Source organism: Celeribacter halophilus (genome assembly GCF_018860305.1).
Classification (GTDB): Bacteria; Pseudomonadota; Alphaproteobacteria; order Rhodobacterales; family Rhodobacteraceae; genus Celeribacter; species Celeribacter halophilus_A.
Genome location: NZ_JAHKPE010000037.1, coordinates 36,506 through 55,961, shown reverse-complemented (window position 1 = coordinate 55,961; position 19,456 = coordinate 36,506). Strand labels below are relative to the sequence as shown.

General features: G+C 60.6%; 16 protein-coding genes, 1 tRNA gene and 1 riboswitch. Of the genes, 10 read left to right on the top strand and 7 right to left on the bottom strand.

Going from position 1 to position 19,456, the window contains the following annotated elements; genetic code table 11:
* Nucleotides 1–363 precede the first annotated feature (363 nt).
* The 7 genes from KO492_RS16935 (at nt 364) to KO492_RS16905 (ending at nt 8,181) form a co-directional block, all read left to right on the top strand.
* Complete coding sequence (locus KO492_RS16935) at nt 364–1,707, top strand: ABC transporter substrate-binding protein (RefSeq protein ID WP_216046052.1); 1,344 nt, start codon at nt 364–366, stop codon at nt 1,705–1,707.
* 74 nt (nt 1,708–1,781) lie between these two features.
* On the top strand, nt 1,782–3,083 hold the full coding sequence (locus KO492_RS16930) for a carbohydrate ABC transporter permease (RefSeq protein WP_216046051.1): 1,302 nt from the start codon (nt 1,782–1,784) through the stop codon (nt 3,081–3,083).
* A complete protein-coding gene (locus KO492_RS16925) occupies nt 3,080–3,910 on the top strand; it encodes a carbohydrate ABC transporter permease (protein ID WP_216046050.1) in 831 nt (276 codons plus the stop codon). Before KO492_RS16930 ends, KO492_RS16925 begins: the two co-directional genes overlap by 4 nt.
* Nucleotides 3,910–4,953, top strand: a complete 1,044-nt coding sequence (locus tag KO492_RS16920) for an ABC transporter ATP-binding protein (RefSeq protein ID WP_216046049.1) — start codon at nt 3,910–3,912, stop codon at nt 4,951–4,953. The genes KO492_RS16925 and KO492_RS16920 overlap by 1 nt, the downstream gene beginning before the upstream one ends.
* A complete protein-coding gene (locus KO492_RS18900; RefSeq protein ID WP_216046048.1) occupies nt 4,950–6,365 on the top strand; it encodes a glycerophosphodiester phosphodiesterase in 1,416 nt (471 codons plus the stop codon). The genes KO492_RS16920 and KO492_RS18900 overlap by 4 nt, the downstream gene beginning before the upstream one ends.
* Complete coding sequence (locus KO492_RS16910; RefSeq protein WP_216046046.1) at nt 6,362–7,393, top strand: LacI family DNA-binding transcriptional regulator; 1,032 nt, start codon at nt 6,362–6,364, stop codon at nt 7,391–7,393. Before KO492_RS18900 ends, KO492_RS16910 begins: the two co-directional genes overlap by 4 nt.
* The gene (locus tag KO492_RS16905) at nt 7,390–8,181 is read left to right on the top strand and encodes an inositol monophosphatase family protein (RefSeq protein ID WP_216046045.1); all 792 of its coding nucleotides are present in this window, start codon (nt 7,390–7,392) and stop codon (nt 8,179–8,181) included. The genes KO492_RS16910 and KO492_RS16905 overlap by 4 nt, the downstream gene beginning before the upstream one ends.
* Before the next feature lie 228 nt (nt 8,182–8,409).
* On the opposite strand, the gene KO492_RS16900 is transcribed toward KO492_RS16905, so the two are convergent.
* The 6 genes from KO492_RS16900 to gltX all read right to left on the bottom strand — a co-directional run bounded on the left by KO492_RS16900 (nt 8,410) and on the right by gltX (nt 15,304).
* Nucleotides 8,410–8,485: transfer RNA gene (locus tag KO492_RS16900), tRNA-Ala, on the bottom strand.
* Between the two features lie 58 nt (nt 8,486–8,543).
* Nucleotides 8,544–9,005: a thioredoxin TrxC gene (gene trxC / locus KO492_RS16895; RefSeq protein WP_216046044.1), complete on the bottom strand. Its 462-nt coding sequence runs from the start codon at nt 9,003–9,005 to the stop codon at nt 8,544–8,546.
* 114 nt (nt 9,006–9,119) lie between these two features.
* On the bottom strand, nt 9,120–11,966 hold the full coding sequence (gene gcvP / locus KO492_RS16890; protein ID WP_216046043.1) for an aminomethyl-transferring glycine dehydrogenase: 2,847 nt from the start codon (nt 11,964–11,966) through the stop codon (nt 9,120–9,122).
* 122 nt (nt 11,967–12,088) lie between these two features.
* A complete protein-coding gene (gene gcvH / locus KO492_RS16885; protein WP_252735594.1) occupies nt 12,089–12,460 on the bottom strand; it encodes a glycine cleavage system protein GcvH in 372 nt (123 codons plus the stop codon).
* A gap of 24 nt (nt 12,461–12,484) precedes the next feature.
* Nucleotides 12,485–13,612: a glycine cleavage system aminomethyltransferase GcvT gene (gcvT, locus tag KO492_RS16880; RefSeq protein WP_216046042.1), complete on the bottom strand. Its 1,128-nt coding sequence runs from the start codon at nt 13,610–13,612 to the stop codon at nt 12,485–12,487.
* Nucleotides 13,613–13,767: 155 nt separating this feature from the next.
* Nucleotides 13,768–13,852, bottom strand: a riboswitch (glycine riboswitch).
* A gap of 129 nt (nt 13,853–13,981) precedes the next feature.
* On the bottom strand, nt 13,982–15,304 hold the full coding sequence (gltX, locus tag KO492_RS16875) for a glutamate--tRNA ligase (protein ID WP_216046041.1): 1,323 nt from the start codon (nt 15,302–15,304) through the stop codon (nt 13,982–13,984).
* A gap of 81 nt (nt 15,305–15,385) precedes the next feature.
* Here gltX and KO492_RS16870 point away from each other — a divergent pair, with 81 nt between their 5' ends.
* From KO492_RS16870 to KO492_RS16860, 3 genes are all read left to right on the top strand, one after another.
* Nucleotides 15,386–15,802, top strand: a complete 417-nt coding sequence (locus tag KO492_RS16870; RefSeq protein ID WP_066605575.1) for a metallopeptidase family protein — start codon at nt 15,386–15,388, stop codon at nt 15,800–15,802.
* A 100-nt stretch (nt 15,803–15,902) separates the two neighbouring features.
* On the top strand, nt 15,903–16,847 hold the full coding sequence (locus tag KO492_RS16865) for an MBL fold metallo-hydrolase (protein ID WP_216046040.1): 945 nt from the start codon (nt 15,903–15,905) through the stop codon (nt 16,845–16,847).
* A gap of 270 nt (nt 16,848–17,117) precedes the next feature.
* The gene (locus tag KO492_RS16860; protein ID WP_216046039.1) at nt 17,118–18,071 is read left to right on the top strand and encodes a 1-phosphofructokinase family hexose kinase; all 954 of its coding nucleotides are present in this window, start codon (nt 17,118–17,120) and stop codon (nt 18,069–18,071) included.
* A 32-nt stretch (nt 18,072–18,103) separates the two neighbouring features.
* On the opposite strand, the gene KO492_RS16855 is transcribed toward KO492_RS16860, so the two are convergent.
* Entirely contained in the window at nt 18,104–19,339 is a 1,236-nt protein-coding gene (locus tag KO492_RS16855) for an Hsp70 family protein (RefSeq protein ID WP_216046038.1), read from the bottom strand.
* Between the last annotated feature and the right edge of the window lie 117 nt (nt 19,340–19,456).

The following is a 19,456-nucleotide window of genomic DNA, read 5'->3' as shown; positions in this document are numbered from 1 at the left end:
CTTGCCGAAACATTTGGAGTGCAGGTTCCATTTCTGGCGTGAGCTTTATTGGACATAAAGCATTCAGTATACGTCTTCTAGCCAGTCGCCGGTCGCGCAGATTCTAGGGCGACAACGCGGACAACCGTTGATCTCGCGCTCGATGTCATAGATCTTGCCAATCCGGTCGATTGCTTCGCGTGAAATGAAGCTATAGGCCTCCGGCAAACTCGGGGCAATTCATGCGACAACAAGCGCCCATGATGTATCTTGTTTTACAAAATCGTCACGCATCTCTCAAACCACTGTTACAGATTTCGCCAAGTCTATGCACACGTGTGCAAATTCCGAGGCACATCCCATAGTGTTTGGAGAAATCGACCCATGAAACAAATGACGTGCGCCCTTGCGCTGGTCTCCGCCATGGCCGCAACGCCAGCTCTGACCGAAGACATTACCATCACAGTCTGGGCCGGCGGGTCCAATGACAGTGATCATTACCGCATTGATAACATCAAAATTGCCGCCGACCTTCTGTCCCGCGAAGCCGCCATCCGTGGCGATGAGTTGAACATCACCGTCGAAGGCAAACGCGACTTCGACGGTTGGGACGGGTTCAAACAGGCCGTGACGCTCGGCGCCGAAGCTGGCAATGCACCCAATATTGTAGTGACCTCGCATCTGGACATCGCCCCTTGGGCCAGCGCGGGATATATCGTGCCAGTCGAGGATTACGTTGATCTGGACGCATGGCCCTTGAACAACGTCTATTCCAACCTCATGGAAATCGCCGCTTTTGACGGGATGCAATGGGGCGTGCCGCAAGACGCCGAAAGCCGCCCGTTCTTCTTCTGGAAAGAAACCATGAAGAAGCTCGGCTATACTGATGACGACATGGATGCCATGGCCGCCCGCGTTGAATCTGGTGAATACACGCTGCGCGACATGCTCGCAGACGCCAAGAAGGCCGTGGACATGGGCCTCGTCGAAGAGGGCTACGGTTTCTATCCCCGCGTCTCCAACGGTCCGGACTATGCACAATTCTATCAATCCTTCGGTGGCGAGCTGATGGACCCTGAAACGGGCAAACTGGTGTTTGACCGCACCGCTATGACCGAGATGTATCAGTTCTTCGTCGATGCCGTTGAAGCGGGCGTGACACGCAAGAACCACATCGGCACCGAATGGGACCAATGGTATTCCGAAGTCGCCAGCGGCAAGGCAGCGTTCTGGCATGGCGGCACGTGGCACTATGGCCGCTACACCGGCAAGGAAGGCAACGACGACTTCTTCGGCACCATCGGCTTTACCCTTATCCCCGCAGGCAATGAGGCGGGGCGTGCCAACACGATCACCCATCCGCTGGTCTATCTTGTGACCGATCAGGAAGACGATCGCGCCGAAGAGATTGCCGCGCAGCTTGTGGCCATCGCCTCCGAACCGCGCCTGAACACGCTGCACGCCATTGAATCCTCGCACCTTGCCATCGGAAAAGCGGAAGCGGCGCTCGACCTTTACGCGGGCGACCGCTGGGCCTCTGAAGCAACAGAGGTTCTGCTGCCCCACGCCAACGCCCAACCGAACCACCCGTCCTACGGCGCCTTCTCCGAGGCGATGTTCAAAGGGCTCGAAGCGGCATGGACAGGCGTCCAGTCGCCTGAAGAGGCCGTGGCCGAAGTCGAAGCGCAGCTCACCGCCACACTCGGTGACGAGTTGATCATCCGCTAACCCGCGCGACGATCCCCTCGCGGCGGCGCGCCTTTCCCGCGTGCCGCCGCTCCCATTCAATCACGAGGTGCGACATGAACCGACAGACCCTTTTGGGCTTGGGCTTTCTCAGCCCCGCGCTCTTGGCGGTGGTGATGTTCTTTTTGCTGCCGGTCGTTCTGACCGTGGTGTTTGCCTTCACGAACATGAGCACCTCCACCGGAATTCTGGGCGGTGAATACCAGATTAGCGAAAGCGACCTGCGCCGTCTGCCTACGGCGGGTGTGCGCGAGGAAGCCGTCGAGATGCTGGCGGGGGCCGGCTATGCCGTGCGCGCAGATACGCTGGCGCTGTTTGCCGCAGAGTTCGGGGACAAGCGTGCGCAAGAGCTTGAGGCGCTCCACGGTGGGGACAGCTTTAAAGACAGGCGGGCGATGGAACGCGCGCTCAAAGACCTGCGCCGCGACCCGATCCGCTCCGTGCGCGAGCGCAAGACCGCAGCCGAATTGTTCCGCATCTCGATCCTCGGTCAGCGTTTCCCGACAGAGGCCGCATTTGTCGAGGCAATCACCGCGCTTGGCATCCCCGAAGCCGATCAAGCCGCGCTGACCGAAGCCGCCTATACCGGCTGGACCTTTACCACGCAAAATTTCGAACTGCTTTGGGAGCTTCCCGCCACATGGCGCTATGCGCTGAACTCGGCGCTCTATGTGGTTCTCACACTGGCGTTCAATGTCGGTTTCGGCCTGTTTCTGGCGCTCTCAACCTTTTACCTGCCGACACGCACGGCGCAGACCTTTCGCGCCATCTGGTTCCTGCCACGCATCCTCCCGCCTGTTCTCTATGTGCTGATGTGGCAATGGCTGACGTGGGATCAAGGGTTCATCTCCGCCATTCTGCGTCCTTTCGGCATCGAGCCGATCAACTGGATGCGCCACACGGCCACGCACGCGTGGACCTTTATCGTGCTGATCAACGGATGCGTCGGCGCTTCACTGGGGATGATCCTGTTTTCATCGTCACTGCGCGCGATCCCCGAAACGCAACTTTTTGCCGCGCAGGTCGACGGGGCCAACCGCTGGCAACAGGTGCGCTTTGTGCTGCTGCCACAGATGCGCTGGCCGATCCTGTTCATCACCTCCTATCAAACCCTCTCGCTGCTGACCTCGTTTGAATACATCCTGCTGGCCACCGATGGCGGGCCGGGTCGTCAGACCGAAGTCTGGGCGCTCGCGGCCTATCACACAGCCCTGTCGAACTACGGCGGCAATCTCGAATACGGGCTGGGCGCGGCCTATGCGCTGGCGCTGGTGATCATCGGCATCCTGCTCTCCGCGCTCTACCTGCGGTTCTTCAACTTCCGCGACCTCGTCGCCAAACCGAGGATAGAACAATGACCACATCGCTCAAGGACAACTGGCTGCTGATCCTCGCGCTGTCGCTGATCTCGGCACCGCTTGTCATCATGTATGGTTTCCAACTGATCGACAGCGTGTCGCGTCCCGCACCGGGAGGGATCATCCCGCAAGAATGGGAGCTTACGAACTGGCGTTTCCTGTGGGAGCGGATCGACAGTGCGCGCCCGTCAATCTGGCGGGTGACTCTGAACACTTTCGTCTTTGCCGCCGCCACCGCCCTGCTGGTCTGCGCCTTCTCCACCACAGCGGCCTATGCGCTCTCGCGCCTGAACTTCCCCGCGCGGCGGTTCTTTCTGGCGGGGCTAATCATGTTGCACGCCTTCCCGACGATCACACTCATCATCGCGATCTTCATCGTGCTGCAATTCCTCGGCCTCTATGACAGCCTGATCGGCGTCATCCTCGTGAAGGCCGCTCTGGAACTGCCCTTCGGCATCTGGATCATGAAAGGTTTCTATGACTCCGTGCCATGGGAAATCGAGATGGCAGGGGTGCAGGACGGCGCGTCGCGCTTCCGCGTCTGGCGGGAGTTGATCCTGCCGCAAGTCAAACCGGGCCTCTCGGCGCTTCTCATCTTCTCTTTCCTCGCGGGCTGGTCGGAATTCATCCTGCCGCTCGTGCTGGCCCCCGGTGCGGATGCGCAGGTGCTGGCCACCTATATGAACGCGGTCATCGCGGATGACACACGCCCCGACTACGGGCTCTTCAAGGCGATCGGCATGTTCTACGCATTGCCCGTGATCGCCGTTTACCTGCTGTTCCAGAAACGGCTCATGAACATTTATGGCGGAGGCACGAAAGGCTGATGCGGATCGAACTGCAAAACTTTACCAAACGCTTCGGTGACACGACCGTCATCGAGGATATGTCGCTCTCGGTCGACTCGGGCGAGATGATTGCACTGCTGGGCCCGTCAGGCTGCGGAAAGTCCACGACGCTCTTTGCCATCAGCGGCATCCACCGGATCGACGGCGGCACGCTGCACTTTGGCGACCGCGACGTGACCCGCCTGCCGCCACAGGACCGGCCCGTGGGCGTGGTGTTCCAGAACTACGCGCTTTATCCGCATATGAGCGTGGCCGAAAACATCGGGTTTCCGCTCAGGGTGCAAAAGTTGAGCGCTGCGGAAATCAAGCGCCGCGTGGGGGAGATGGCGGAACTTGTCCAAATCGGCAATCTGTTGAAGCGCAAACCGCAACAACTCTCGGGCGGACAACAGCAACGTGTGGCCTTGGCCCGTGCGCTGGTGCGCAAACCCGACGTGTTGCTCCTCGACGAGCCGCTTGCCAACCTCGACGCCAAGCTACGCCTTGAAATGCGTTCGGAAATCCGCCGCCTCCAGCGCGAGACAGGCATCACCGCGATCCTCGTGACCCATGACCAGATCGAAGCCATGTCCATGTGTGACCGCATCGCCTTGATGAAAGACGGGCGCATCGAACAGATCAGCACCCCCGCCGAGATGTATGAACGCCCCGCCTCGCGCTATGTCGCGGGCTTCCTCGGCAATCCGCCAATCAGCTTTGTACAAGCCGAAGCCAACGGGCGGCTGGCATTTGGCAACAATACGTTGCCCCTGCCCACGGGCATCATGGCGCAAGGGGCGATCACCCTCGGCATCCGCCCCGAACATTTCGGCCCGCAGCACCAAGGCCCCGCCGTGAGCGGACAAGTGAGTTTCATCGAACCACAGGGCCGCGAAGACCTGATCGACGTGACTTTGCCCGACAGCCAGCGCCTGCGTGCTATCGTCCCTGCAGGTCATGACGTTGCCTTGGGTCAAACGGTCAACTGGCAGGTTGATCTCTCCCGCATCCACCTGTTTGACGCCGAAGGGGTACGCCTGTGACCGCATCAGACTGGACCCGCCCCGCACGCCCCTACGCCATCGCCCACCGTGGAGCCGCCGCCTATGCGCCCGACAACACGTTAGAGGCCTTCCGCATCGCCAGTCGCATCGGCGCGGATATGTGGGAGGTCGATATTCGTGTGACCTCCGATGGCGAAATCATTGCCTTTCACGACAAAATCCTTTCGGACGGGCGCAAGATCATCGACACGCCCTTTGCCGATATCCTCGCCCACACCACCGCCGAACACCGCCCCTGCCCGCGGCTGCGCGATGTGGTGGCGGAGGCGGCCAAGCTGGGCGCGGGAATTTACGCCGATATCAAGGACACAAATGCCACCCTGCCGACCCTGCACATGCTGCAAGAGCACGGCATCACCCGCGCGATCCTCGGGGCCTTTGATCCGCAAGCGGCGCAAATATTGGCTGAGGCAAACAGCCCCTACCCACGTTCCGTGCTTGTGCCCTTAGGGGCCGAGCCGTTCTCCTATGCGAAAGGGGCCGATGTGATCCACCTGTGTTGGGAACGGATGGAACGCCCGCAAGACACCTTGACGGATGAGCTATTCGAGCGTGCCTTTGCCAATGGTCAAACCATCGCTATCTGGCATGAGGAAGACCCCGAACGTATGGCCGCAATCCGCACGCGCCCGGTGATCGGCATCTGTTCCGACCGGCCCGAACTGGTCAACCAACCCGGACGCGGACTGCCGTTCCAGACGGTCTGCCATCGCGGGGCGAACAAGATTGCGCCCGAAAACACTCTGCCCGCCTTTGAATGCGCCTTGGCGGCGGGGTTTGACTATATCGAATGCGACCTGCAAGAGACCGCAGATGGCGAGATCGTCATCCACCACGACCCGACACTGGAACGCACCACAAACGGTCACGGTCCCATCACCGCGCACACGCTCGGCGCTCTACGCGACCTCGACGCAGGCCACTGGTTCAGCCCGCATTTCACGGGCACCAAAATCCCGACGCTGGCGGAGGTGTTTGCTCTGCTGAACCGCTACAACGGGCAAGCCTATCTGGAGTTGAAATCCGCACCACCTGCGCCGGCCTGGCAAGCGGTCTGCGATGCAGGTCTGCAAGAGCGCGTGTTCTTCTGGTCGTTCAATCACGCAGCGCTCAAAGAGTTGCGCGCACGCGCACCGACCGCGCGGATCATGGCACGGCGGCAGGATTATGCGACATTGCAAGAGACGCTCGACGACCTCGCGCCCCAGATCGTGGAATTCATATTGCCCGAAGGCACCGAAGATTTCGCTGCCGTGCGTGACGCTGGGGCACAAGTCATGGTCGCCGCGATGGAGGGGGATCCATCTACATTGGCGCAGGTCATCGCCGCCGCCCCCGATCTTGCCAATGTGGACCATCCCTATGCATTGGCCCGACAGGTGCGCGCATGACAGAGCGCCGTCCCCCTGAACACCGTCGCCCCACCTCGCATGACGTGGCCCGTCTGGCCGGAGTGTCCCGCTCGGCTGTGTCGCGCTGTTTCACACCGGGAGCGAGTATCTCGGAAGAAACCCGAAACCGGATCATGTCAGCTGCGACAGAATTAGGCTATCGCGCCAATGCGTTGGCCCGAAACCTCAAATCACAACAATCGCAACTGGTTGCGATTCTCGCTTCGCGTCTGGACACGCCCTTCCGCGCGCGTCAGGTGAAACATCTATCACGAGCACTGATTGCAGAGGGATTCCGCCCGCTGCTCCTTACCGCCGATCACAGAGATGATCTGGAGCCGCTTCTCTCCTCCATGCTCGATTACAATCTGGCGGGGATGATCGTGACCTCCGACACACCGCCCGTCGCCGTAGTTGACGAATGTAAACGGTTGCGCGTGCCCTTGGTGCTCATCAACCGCAACCCCGAACCCGATGGCGGCGACCGTATCCAGCTTGATACCCGTGCAGCCGCCGAGACAGTCTTTGACATGCTCTACACAGCCGGCGCGCGGCGCTTTGCCGTGCTGCGCCCCGAGGACCGGACCTATACGGTGATGGGGCGGGTCAGCGCCTTTTGCGAACTGGTGCGCTCCAAGGGGTTAAACTGTCATCAACTGTCCTGCGACACCCAGTCCTACGCGGCAGGACGCGCCTCCATCCGTCAACATGCCGAGCTTATACAAGGGTGTGACGGGCTGTTTGGCACCACCGATTTGCTCGCCTGCGGAGCGCTGGACGGGTTGAAACACGACCTTGCCCTACGCGTGCCCGAAGATATACGCGTCGTCGGCTTTGATGATATAGAACAGGCGAGTTGGGCCCCCTATGATCTGAGCACCGTGCGTCAGGATGCGGGCGCCCAAGCCGAGCTGGCTGTCGCCATGATGCGGGCGCGGCTACAAGCCCCCGACGCCCCGATACGACGGGAACACCCGCCACTGCAGCCGATCCTGCGCGGCACCACCGGAAAGACCGAGACAAGATGACTATACACGACCGACTGTCCTTTGCCGAAAACCTCGCCCGCGGAGCAGGCGAGCTTGCCACCACCATGCGCACCGCCCGTGGAGGGTTGGACGTGCAAGCCAAAGGGCCGCAGGATTTCGTGACTGCCGCCGATCTGGCCGTTGAAAAACTAATCCGCACGCGCATCGCTGCACAGTTCCCCGAGGATGCTGTTATCGGTGAGGAAGGCGGGCGGCACGGCAACACTGCCGCCGGTGCGGTCTGGATCATTGACCCAATCGACGGGACAACGAATTTCATGCGTGGCCTGCCCGATTGGGCGGTCTCCATCGCTTGCGCCATTGACGGGGAAATCGTGCTGGGCGTGATCTGCGCGCCCGACTATAGGCAGACGCTTGTCGGACATTTGTCCGACAAGCCCGAAGCGCGCAAAAACGGCAAGGTTTTGAAAACATCTTCGGATGGCTTGGCAAAAAATGCGCTGGTTGCCGTCGGCTGGTCCCCGCGCACAGACTTCAAGGAACATGCTGACTTGTTGGAGGCAATCATCTCCAAAGGCGGGGAATACCGCCGCTCAGGAGCCGCAACAATTGGCCTGATCGGCGTCGCCTCCGGTTCTGTGGACGCCTATTTCGAGCGCCAGTTGAACCTGTGGGACGCCGCAGCCGGAATCGCGATTATCCGTGCGGCAGGCGGCGTTGTGGAGGCGCCTGCGTTCACTCCTGAGCTCAAAACTCCGGCTCCCTTTGTGGCACTAGCCCGTGCGGATCATGAGTTGGCGGATTTTTTGCGCTTAGCTGTTGTTTAGGAGTGAAAACGTTGCGCCCAATTAACGCCCGTCCAACAAGCGGCGCTTTGTGTCTGATTTATTTCTTTGTGCCGGCGCATAATAATGCCTGACAACAAAGACCTTCCGCGAAAAGTCAGAGACGGAGCGCGTTTGTTCTGAACCTGCAAAACTGCCACCACACCTTGTATTTCAGAACATACTTGACCCTAAGATGAACTCTTATGGTCCAATAACAAAACGGGAAAATGGTGGAGTTGATCGGGATCGAACCGACGACCTCGTCATTGCGAACGACGCGCTCTCCCAACTGAGCTACAACCCCACGCTGGTGCAAGATTTGAAAGTTTCGGGCCGAAAAGTCAAGCGGCCCGAAACAGGTTTCAGGCGGGCATTTTGCCGTTTTGCTCGACAAAGGCCACAATGTCGCGGGCCGGACGTGCGCCTGCGATGCGCGCGACTTCCTTACCGCCTTGATAGAGGATCAGCGCGGGAATGCCGCGGATGCCGTTTTTCATCGACACGGTCGGATGGTCCTCGGTGTTGATCTTGGCAAAGCGCGCGCGGCCTTTGAGGTCTTGCGCGGCCTTGGCGAATTCCGGTGCCATCATCCGGCACGGGCCGCACCACGGAGCCCAGAAATCAACGAGAACCGGCAGATCATCTTTGGTCGACAAAGCCTTCAGCCCTTTCGGGTCAAGCTCTGCCACTTTGCCTGACATCAAAGGCTCGCCACAGGTGCCGCATTTCGGACCGGCAGAGAGCTTTGCCACGGGCACGCGATTCACCTGACCACAGGTCGGGCAAGCGAGTTTGACATCCGTTTTATCAAGAGTAGCGACCATTGCGGTGGCCTCCCATTCACATTCGTATTGCAGAATATATGTGCCCGAATGGCCTCCAGTTCAAGAGGTCAGAATGACGCTCTTTCCGCAAACACCTTCGGACACACTCTCCCGCTATTCTGCCGCTTCGACATAGTGTTCCGGCGGCGGACAGAGGCAGATCAGGTTGCGATCACCATAAGCGTTGTCCACCCGTCCCACAGGCGGCCAGTATTTGTCCACGCGGAAGGCCCCCGGCGGGAAACAGCCCTGCTCACGCGGATAGGGCCGGTCCCACTCTGCCACCAGATCGCCCACCGTATGCGGCGCGAGTTTCAGCGGGTTGATGTCCTCGGGGAGTTCCCCGCTTTCGATCTGCGCGATCTCGGACCGGATCGACAGCATCGCCTCGCAGAACCGGTCAAGCTCCGCCTTGGTCTCGCTTTCCGTCGGCTCGATCATCAAGGTGCCGGGCACGGGGAAAGACATGGTCGGTGCATGGAAACCACTGTCAATCAGCCGCTTGGCGATATCGTCCACGGAGACACCTGTGGTCTTCTCGAAAGCACGCGGGTCCACAATGCACTCATGCGCCACACGCCCCTGTTTGCCCTTGTAAAGCACAGGGAAGGCCTCATCGAGACGGGCGGCGATATAATTGGCGTTGAGGATTGCCACCTTCGTCGCCTGCGTCAGCCCTGCGCCGCCCATGAGCATGCAATAGGCCCATGAAATCGGCAGGATCGAGGCCGAGCCGTATTGTGCACCGGACACAGGGCCGACCTCGCCCGATCCGTCGGGCGCGCCGGGCAGGAACCGTGCAAGATGCGCTTTGACGCCGATGGGGCCCATGCCCGGACCGCCGCCGCCATGAGGGATGCAGAAGGTCTTGTGCAGATTGAGGTGGCTCACGTCGGAGCCGATCTCGCCGGGTTTCGCCAGCCCGACCAGCGCGTTCAAATTCGCCCCGTCGAGATAGACCTGACCACCATAGTCATGGGTGATCTTGCAGACCTCTTTCACCGTCTCCTCGAATACCCCGTGGGTGGAGGGATAGGTGATCATACAGGCGGCGAGCTTGTCGCCTGCCGCTTCGGCTTTGGCGCGGAAATCTTCCAGATCAATGTCGCCATTCTCCGCCGACTTCACCACCACGACCTTGAGCCCCACCATCTGCGCAGAGGCCGGATTGGTGCCATGGGCCGACATGGGGATGAGGCAGATATTGCGCCCGCCCTGCCCGTTTGCGCGGTGATAGCCCATGATGGTCAGAAGTCCGGCATATTCGCCCTGCGCACCGGAATTGGGCTGCATCGACATGGCGTCATAGCCGGTGATCTCGCAAAGCTTCGCGCTCAGGTCCTCGATCATGTAGCGATAGCCTTCGGACTGGTCCACAGGAGCATAGGGGTGGATCGCATTGAACTCCGGCCATGTGATCGGCATCATCTCAACAGCCGCGTTGAGCTTCATCGTGCAGGAGCCGAGCGGGATCATCGCCCGATCCAGCGCCAGATCACGGTCCGCCAACCGCCGCATATAGCGCATCATCTCGCCTTCCGCGCGGTTCATGCCGAAAATCGGATGGGTGAGATAATCACTCTCGCGCAAAAGCGTTTCGGGGAAACCGAGACCGGGGAAGCCCTCCGGCACCTTCGCCTCATGCCCGAAGGCGCGCCAGACCTTTGTGATGACCTCGTCATCCGCCATTTCATCCATCGAAATGCCGATCCGGTTCTTACCCACCTTGCGCAGGTTGATCCCCTCGGCCACGGCGGAACGCAGGATCACGCCCTGCATCGCGCCAACCTCAACCGTGATCGTGTCAAAGAACGCATCCGGCGAGACTTTGAACCCTTCGGCCTTGAGCCCCTCGGTCAGTTTCACCGCCTTGGCGTGGATTTGTTCACCGATTGCGCGCAGCCCCTGCGGCCCGTGGAACACCGCATAAAACGACGCCATAACCGCCAGCAAGGCCTGCGCCGTGCAGACATTGGAGGTGGCTTTCTCACGCCGGATATGCTGTTCGCGGGTCTGAAGGCTCAGGCGATAGGCGCGGTTGCCGTTGGCATCGACAGAGACACCGACAATCCGGCCCGGCATGGCGCGTTTCATCGCATCCTTGCAGGACATGAAGGCCGCGTGCGGGCCGCCAAAACCCATAGGCACGCCAAAGCGTTGCGCCGAGCCAACCGCGATATCGGCATCCATCGCGCCCGGATCCTTGAGCATTGTCAGCGCCATGAGGTCCGTCGCCATGATCGCGACTGCCTTGGCGGCGTGCAGCGCGGCGATCTGGTCGGTGAAGTCCGAGACATGGCCGTAGGTGCCCGGATATTGGAAAATCGCACCAAAGACATCTTCCGGCTCCAGCGCCGCCGGATCACCGATGACAATCTCGATGCCCAGAGGGGCCGCGCGGGTTTTCATTACTTCGATATTCTGCGGATGGCAGTTCTCATCCACAAAGAACCGTGCCCCTTTCGACTTCGACACACGTTTCGCCATAGTCATCGCCTCGGCGCAGGCGGTGGCCTCGTCCAGAAGCGAAGCATTGGCGACCGGCAGCCCTGTCAGGTCGCTGACCATCGTCTGGAAGTTCAACAAGGCCTCCAGACGCCCCTGCGCAATCTCCGGCTGGTAGGGCGTGTAGGCCGTATACCATGCGGGGTTTTCAAGGATGTTGCGCTGGATCGCGGGCGGCGTGGCCGTGCCGTAAAACCCCTGACCGATGAGCGAGGTCATCACGAGATTGCGCTTGGCCACCTTGCGAATATGGCCCAGCACCTCATGCTCCGTCATCGGCGCCCAGTTCAAAGGCTCCATCTGCCGGATGCCCATCGGCACGGTCTCGTCGATCAGCGCATCCAGAGAGGACACGCCGACCACGTCGAGCATCTCCTCCATCTCCGCCGGAGAGGGGCCGATGTGGCGGCGGTTGGCAAAATCATAGGGATTATAGGATGAGGGTGTATAGGCCACGATTGCGTTCCTTGACGCGTGTCCACACAAGGGTAAGGCGGGCTTGTGCGGACACGCTATGCGACGGTTGAACAGTTGGGACGTTTCGAGAAAATCTTGCCTCACGCTTTTCCCGAAAGGCGTTAGCCGATGTAGGCTTTGTATTCCGCTTCGGACATGAAATCGTCGAGCGCGGACATATCCTCGATCTTCATTTTGAAGAACCACGCATCCCCCAAGGGATCTTCGCCCACCTTGCCCGGATCTTCGGTCAAAGGTTCGTTCACCTCGACGATCTCGCCATCCAGCGGCGCCAGAATGTCGGAGGCGGCCTTGACGCTCTCGATCACCACGACCTCGTCGTCTTTCGACACGGTCGCGCCTTCGTCCGGCAGTTCGACGAACACCACATCGCCCAGTTGTTCTGCGGCGTGTTCCGTGATGCCGACGACGACCAGATCGTCCTCGACGCGGAGCCATTCGTGTTCTTCGGTAAATTTGATATCAGCGGCCATTTCAGTGGTCCCTTTAGATCAGTATCAGCGTTTGTAAGTTGAAGGGCGGAAGGGCATCGGCGCCACCGTAACCGGCAGGCGTTTGCCCCGCAATTCTGCGAAAACTTCGGTATCATAGGCGCAATAGTCAACCGGCAGGTAGCCCATCGCCACAGGGCGGGCGACCGAAGGGCCGAAGCCGCCGGAGGTGATCTCCCCGATCTGCACGTCACTCTCTGCCGTGGCGAACAGCGGCGTGCCTTCGCGCATCGGCGCACGACCTTGGGGCAACAGACCTACACGTTTGCGCGCGGCTCCCTTGTCCAACTCGCTCAGGATACGCTCCGCGCCGGGAAAGCCCCCTGCCCGTGCGCCGCCTGTGCGCCGGACCTTCTGGATTGCCCATGCGATATTGCCTTCGACCGGTGTGGTGGTCGTGTCTATGTCATGACCATAAAGGCACAGCCCCGCCTCAAGCCGCAGACTGTCGCGCGCGCCAAGGCCGATAGGTTCAACCTCCTCCATCGCCACAAGCGCTTCGGCAATTTCCGCAGCGCGGGCGGCAGGGATCGAGACCTCGAACCCGTCCTCCCCCGTATAGCCGGAGCGCGAAATCCACCATTCGTCCTGACCGACCTTGAGCCGCACACTGTTCATGAATTTCAAATCCGCGACCTGAGGCACCAGACGGGCCAAGGCCGCCTCCGCCATCGGCCCTTGCAACGCCAGAAGCGCGCGGTCGGTGATCTCCTGCACCGTCACATGATCCGGCAGGTTTGCACGCAGATGGGCAATGTCCTCCGCCTTGCAGGCCGCATTGACCACAAGGAACAACCCCTCCCCCGTGTTCGAGATCATCAGATCGTCAAGAATACCGCCCGCGTCATTGGTGAAAATCCCGTAGCGCTGCCGCGAAGGTTTCAGGCCCAGCACATCAACCGGCACGAGAGCCTCCAGCGCAAGGGACAAGGCGTCGTGGCCCTCCTTGGAGGTCAGCATCACCTGCCCCATATGCGACACATCAAACAATCCGGCCTGAGCACGGGTGTGCAGGTGCTCTTTCATCACGCCCAGTGGATATTGCACAGGCATTTCGTAGCCCGCGAAGGGAACCATCTTGGCCCCGTGCGTGAGGTGGAAGTCATAAAGCGGCGTGCGCAAAAGTTCGGTCATCAACGAGCCTCCAAGGTTTCTCGCCCGACGCAAACACGCCCGGCATCACAAGGCGGGTTCCCCCGCTGGATGCCCCCTCTGTCTTGGTGCCTGAGATCGTTATCCCTTCGGCGGAGGTCCGGCCCGATGGGCCAACCCCTCTCTCCAGAGTGTTTGACCGTGCGAAGGTCCGTTTACCTGAGAGTTTCCCGGGGCGGTTGCTCCTTCGGTAGGGGTGGCCCCTTCTCCCGACGCACGATGTTGAGGCGACGTTAGTGGAGCTGTGGATTCGGGGCAAGGGAGAAAGTTTCCTATCGGAAACCTAAGACGAAAAAACCGCCGCACGGAGATTCCGGCGACGGTTTTCTGTTAATTTTTGAACAAGTCAGATTAAAGAGAGGGCTTTTTCTGCAAAAGCGGCAGAACGTGGGACATATCCGGTCCGCGTTCCATGCCGGTCACAGCCTTGCGTAGCGGCATAAACAAGCCTTTGCCCTTTCGACCCGTCGCTTCTTTCACCGCACTGGTCCACTCTTTCCAGCTCTCGGCGGTATAGGGCGGCTCCGGCAACATGGCGAAGGCTTGCGCCACAAACTCTTTGTCCTCGTCCGCCACCAACGGTGTCGCACCGTCGCGGAACAACTCCCACCAGCCTTTCATATCGGCTTTCACGGTGATGTTCTCGCGCACAACGGTCCAGAACGGTTCCGCAATCTCGGCAGGAACGCCCAGCGCGGCCACATCGTCAGCCACATCCGCGAAGGGTTTGGTGTGGTTGATCTGCGAGGTCAGGGCGAACAGGTCCTGCGTATCGAATTTCGTCGGCGCGGACCCGAAGGTGGAGAGATCGAACCCTTCGATCAACTCTTCCATAGAGGTGCGCAATTCAACCGGCTGGCTGGAGCCCAGACGCGCCATCAGCGACAAAAGCGCCATCGGCTCGACGCCCTGTTCGCGCAGATCGCGCAAAGACAGCGTGCCGAGACGTTTCGACAGCGCCTCGCCTTGCGGTCCGGTCAGAAGCGAGTGGTGGGCGAAGGTCGGCACCGTGCCGCCCAGCGCTTCGATGATCTGGATTTGCGTGGCCGTGTTGGTCACATGGTCGGAACCGCGCACAATATGGGTCACACCATAGTCCACATCGTCGCAGACAGAGGCGAGCGTGTAGAGGAACTGGCCATCGGCACGGATCAGCACCGGATCGGAAACGGAGGCGGCATCAATCGAGATGTCACCCAGAATACCGTCAGTCCATTCGATGCGTTTCTGATCCAGCTTGAACCGCCAGACCCCGTCGCCCCGCTCGGCGCGCAGGGCGTCTTTTTCGGCGTCGGTCAGCTCCAGAGCGGCGCGGTCATAGACCGGCGGCTTGCCCATGTTGAGCAGTTTCTTGCGCTTGAGGTCCAGTTCTGTCGGCGTCTCGAACGCCTCATAGAAGCGGCCTTTGGCGCGCAATTCATCGGCGGCGGCACGGTAGCGATCCAGACGCGTGGACTGTTTCTCAAGCCGGTCCCAAGTGAAGCCCAGCCATTCGAGATCTTCCAGAATCCCGTCGGCATATTCCTGAGTCGAGCGTTCCTGATCCGTGTCGTCGAGGCGCAGAATGAACTGCCCTCCGGCCTTTCGGGTAATCAGATAGTTGAACAGCGCAGTGCGCAGGTTGCCGACATGAATAAAGCCCGTGGGCGAAGGCGCGAAACGTGTGACGATCATCGTAGGTCTCCTGTTGCGCTTCCTCTTTCATATCGTGACCGAAGAGTCCATATCGGAGCAAGCCCCAACCGGAGTTCTATGATGACATCACCCCTTCTTGATGCAACCGCGCCCGATCTCGACCTAATCGAGGACATCGCCCGCGCCACAATGGCGGATCTTCCGCCGGCTTTCAAAGTGCTGGCCGCGAATGTCGCGCTGACTGTGATGGATTTCGCGCCGGAAGATTTGCTGGCCGAGATCGGCATTGCCGACCCGTTCGAACTCACGGGGCTTTATACAGGCATCCCGATGACCGAGAAATCCACGATGGATCAGGCCACTGCGCCGGACACAATCTGGCTGTTCCGCAGGCCCATTCTCGATGAATGGTGTATGCGTGGGACTGTGACGCTGCAACAGATGGTGGCCCATGTCACCGTGCATGAGCTGGCGCATCATTTCGGCTGGTCGGATGACGACATCGCCACGATCGACAAGTGGTGGGAATACGACTGATCCGTGAGGTCGGTCAGGCATCTGCGATCTGACGAAAATGTCATGCGATCTTTTCCCTTCCCGTGCTATCCTTGGTGACAACAACATCGGGAGATCACAGATGAAAATTACAGCACAACCGTCCAGCCCCTACCTGTCACGTCGCCACCTTCTTTTGGGGGCCGCCGCCCTACCCGTCGCTTCCAGCCTGCCTTTTGGCGCATCGGCAGAGGCGCCGATAATGGGGGCTTCGCTTGCGCCCTATCGCCGTTTTGCGCTCGGAAATTTCGAGGTCACGACGCTTTTGGCAGGCACCCGCACCGTCGCGGAGCCGCACAAGATCTTCGGGCTGAACGCCACGGATGAGGATTTCGCCGCCGCCTCCGAAGCCGCCTTCATCCCCGCAGATGCGGCCCAGTTTTTCTTCACCCCCACGCTGATCAACACCGGCGCGGAACTGATCCTGTTCGATACAGGGCTGAACCCCGCAGGCATCACCGCCGCGCTGGAGGCTGCAGGCTATACCGCCGATCAGGTGGATCGCGTGGTGATCACCCACATGCATGGCGACCACATCGGTGGCATCTATGACGGCACGCCGACCTTTGCCAATGCGGCCTATTCCACGGGCTCTGTTGAAATGGGCCATTGGGAAAGCACCGGCAACGAAGGGTTCGAAGCGAAAATCCGTCCCCTTCAGGAACAGTTCGACCTGCTCAAAGGCGGCTCCGAAGTCGCCCCCGGCATCACCGCGATGGAAGCCTTCGGCCACACGCCCGGCCATATGGCGTTCCACATTGAAAGCGAAGGAGAGCGCCTGATCCTTGCGGTCGATTTTGCCAATCACTACGTCTATTCGCTCGCCCATCCCGATTGGGAGGTCAGCTTTGACGCCGACAAAGCCGCCGCCGCACAAACCCGCCGTAAGATGCTCGACATGATGGCTGCGGATCGCGTGCCCTTCATCGGCTACCACATGCCCTTCCCCGCCATCGGCTATGTCCGCGCCGTTGACAGCAGTTTTGAATATGTGCCCGCGAGCTATCAGATGATGATCGAAAGCTGACGGAACGCCGTCACGGATTTACTTTCGACGGCCTCACTCATCACGGTCGCAGCCCCTCCGCTGCGGCCGTTTTCATGTCCCGAACATGCAACATGCCGCCTCAGCCGCGCAAATTCTGCCTGAACCGCCGTTCCAGCCGATGAATTTCCATGCCAATTCTGAAAAATCTTCACAGATCCGGCGTTGATCCTGACCTTGATCAAAGTTGTTATCGCTACCGCATGTAAGCTAGGCTCCGGATTGACTCGCTGGCGAACGGGATACACGCACATGACACATATTCTGACAATCACGCTGAATCCGACGGTGGATATTTCAACCGCTACGGCTCGTGTCGAGGCAGGACCGAAACTGCGATGTCAGACGCCGGAGGCCGATCCGGGCGGCGGCGGGATCAATGTGTCTCGCGCGATCAAGTTTCTGGGCGGCGACAGCACGGCGTTTATCGCGGTGGGTGGCGAGACGGGAGCACAGCTTTTGCGGCTTCTGGCTGAAGAGCGCGTGCGCTTCACCGCGTTTTCCGTCAATGGCGGGGCAACGCGGCAATCCATGGCGGTCACAGAGGAAGATACCGGCAAGCAATACCGTTTCGTGATGCCGGGGCCGCATTGGGATCAGGAAATGGTCGAGGAATCCCTCAACGCCATCGCACAGGCCGCGCCGTCCAGCGGAGTGGTCGTGCTCTCCGGTTCCCAACCGCCCGGCGTGCCGCTGGATTACACGGCCCGCCTGTCCCGCAGGCTTGAGGCCAAAGGCGTGCAGCTTTTCGTTGACACCTCCGGCCAGCCTTTGCGCGAACTGGTGAAACATCCGGCCAACCCTTCTGTGCTGCGCATGGATGATGTCGAGGCCGAGGATGTGGTGGGCCATGCCCTGCCCTCCCGCGCCGCGACAGCCGATTTTGCCTCCGATCTGGTGGCGAAAGGCGTGGCGCAGACGGTCATCGTAGCGCGCGGCTCGGACGGGTCCACACTGGCCAATGCCGAAGGGCGCTGGCATGCCTCACGCGCCATTGATCCCGCCGAGGTAGTCTCCGCCGTTGGTGCAGGGGACAGTTTCGTGGGCGCTTTCTCTCTGGCGCTCACGCGCGGCGAAGAGATGCAGCAAGCCCTGTGTTACGGAACCACCGCCGCAGCCGCCGCCGTTCTGACCGCAGGGACACAACTTTGCACTGCTCAGGATGTCACACGGCTCTTGTCCGGTTGCGAGTTGATCGCGCTCTGATCCGGCGCGGGTCTCTGGCGTGGCCCCCGACCTCAGGCACCTTGCGCCGAGGCAATCGCCAGACCGTCCACCACTGCCGTGAACGCCTCGCCACGCAGGGCGCGGGCTTCCGGCAGGACGGCGCGACAGGCCGTTTCCACCACATGCATCAGGCTTGATCCGCCAACATAGACCACGGCCCCCACCGCCTCCGCAGACAGGCCCGCAAGCGTCAGGGTCTCACTGATCGCCTCCGACAGTTCCGCCCGATAGCCCGCCAGATCATCGGCCAGAGCTTGCGAGACCAAAGGCGCGGACAGGCCCTTTTCGATCAGCGCCAGATCAATCTGCGCATCGCGCCCGCCATTGGCCACAATCTTTGCGGCCTCGACCGCAAAGGCCAGATCATGCCCCAACTCGGCCTCGATCACCTCCACAAGGCGGGAAAGCTTGTCCGGCTCCACCGCGTGGCGTTCGAGATCGCGCACCTTGCCCAGCGTCTCGCGCGTGTAGAGAAAGGGGATTTTCTGCCATGTGGCCAGATCGTTGAACAATGTCGCAGGCATGGGCAAAAGCCCGTCGCCCAAGGTCCGGCGCAACTGCGTCCCCGCCCCCAGCAGAGGCATGGCATAGGCGAGGCTCAATGCGCGGTCGAAATGCGTCCCGCCCAGCCGGATGCCGTGGGAGGCCAGAACATCGACCTTGCCACCCTCCTTGCGAAACAGGGTGAAATCCGATGTGCCGCCGCCGATATCGACCACAAGGCCGATTTCAGAGGGCTGCAAATCCTGCGCTGCCAAGGCTGCCGCCTCAGGCTCTGCAAGGAAGCGCACGCGCTGGAACCCCGCCATTTCATAGGCTTCGCGCAGATCGCGTTCGGCCTGCGCATCGCGTTCGGCATCTTTGGAGTGGAAATGCACCGGACGACCGGAGACCACCCCCGTCACGGATTGGCGCAACTGGTCTTCTGTGCGGGCTTTCAGGGTAGCGAGGAATAGCGCGATGACTTCCAGAAGGCTCTGGCGTTTGGCCCCGATGGGGCGGGTCTCGCGCAGAAGCGGGGTGCCCAACACGGATTTGAGCGCCCGCATATAGCGCCCTTCCTCTCCGTCGATGAGCGCGCGATTGGCGGCCGATCCGAGGCGCATTCCGCCTTTGGCATCAAAGAACACGGCGGTGGGCAGGGTCTTTTCTCCCGGCTCCAGCTCGACCAGCCACGGCGTGCCGTTCACCGCCAGTCCAAGCGCGGAATTGGAGGTGCCAAAGTCAATGCCAACGGTGAGTTCCATGCGCGCCCTTTCCGGTCCGAAAGCGCGTTCTCTAACGGTCTGTGATGCAGGGGGCAAGAGGCTTTGCCGCGAGAAATCCATGCGCCTTCACCTGACGTTCTTTCTCCCCGCGTTAAG

Excerpts from the sequence above, each read along its gene's own strand:
- KO492_RS16935 (WP_216046052.1), top strand. The coding sequence starts at position 364 with ATGAAACAAATGACGTGCGCCCTTGCGCTGGTCTCCGCCATGGCCGCA.
- KO492_RS16930 (WP_216046051.1), top strand. The coding sequence starts at position 1,782 with ATGAACCGACAGACCCTTTTGGGCTTGGGCTTTCTCAGCCCCGCGCTC.
- KO492_RS16925 (WP_216046050.1), top strand. The coding sequence starts at position 3,080 with ATGACCACATCGCTCAAGGACAACTGGCTGCTGATCCTCGCGCTGTCG.
- KO492_RS16920 (WP_216046049.1), top strand. The coding sequence starts at position 3,910 with ATGCGGATCGAACTGCAAAACTTTACCAAACGCTTCGGTGACACGACC.
- KO492_RS16910 (WP_216046046.1), top strand. The coding sequence starts at position 6,362 with ATGACAGAGCGCCGTCCCCCTGAACACCGTCGCCCCACCTCGCATGAC.
- KO492_RS16905 (WP_216046045.1), top strand. The coding sequence starts at position 7,390 with ATGACTATACACGACCGACTGTCCTTTGCCGAAAACCTCGCCCGCGGA.
- trxC (WP_216046044.1), bottom strand. The coding sequence starts at position 9,005 with ATGGTCGCTACTCTTGATAAAACGGATGTCAAACTCGCTTGCCCGACC.
- gcvH (WP_252735594.1), bottom strand. The coding sequence starts at position 12,460 with ATGGCCGCTGATATCAAATTTACCGAAGAACACGAATGGCTCCGCGTC.
- gcvT (WP_216046042.1), bottom strand. The coding sequence starts at position 13,612 with ATGACCGAACTTTTGCGCACGCCGCTTTATGACTTCCACCTCACGCAC.
- gltX (WP_216046041.1), bottom strand. The coding sequence starts at position 15,304 with ATGATCGTCACACGTTTCGCGCCTTCGCCCACGGGCTTTATTCATGTC.
- KO492_RS16870 (WP_066605575.1), top strand. The coding sequence starts at position 15,386 with ATGACATCACCCCTTCTTGATGCAACCGCGCCCGATCTCGACCTAATC.
- KO492_RS16865 (WP_216046040.1), top strand. The coding sequence starts at position 15,903 with ATGAAAATTACAGCACAACCGTCCAGCCCCTACCTGTCACGTCGCCAC.
- KO492_RS16860 (WP_216046039.1), top strand. The coding sequence starts at position 17,118 with ATGACACATATTCTGACAATCACGCTGAATCCGACGGTGGATATTTCA.
- KO492_RS16855 (WP_216046038.1), bottom strand. The coding sequence starts at position 19,339 with ATGGAACTCACCGTTGGCATTGACTTTGGCACCTCCAATTCCGCGCTT.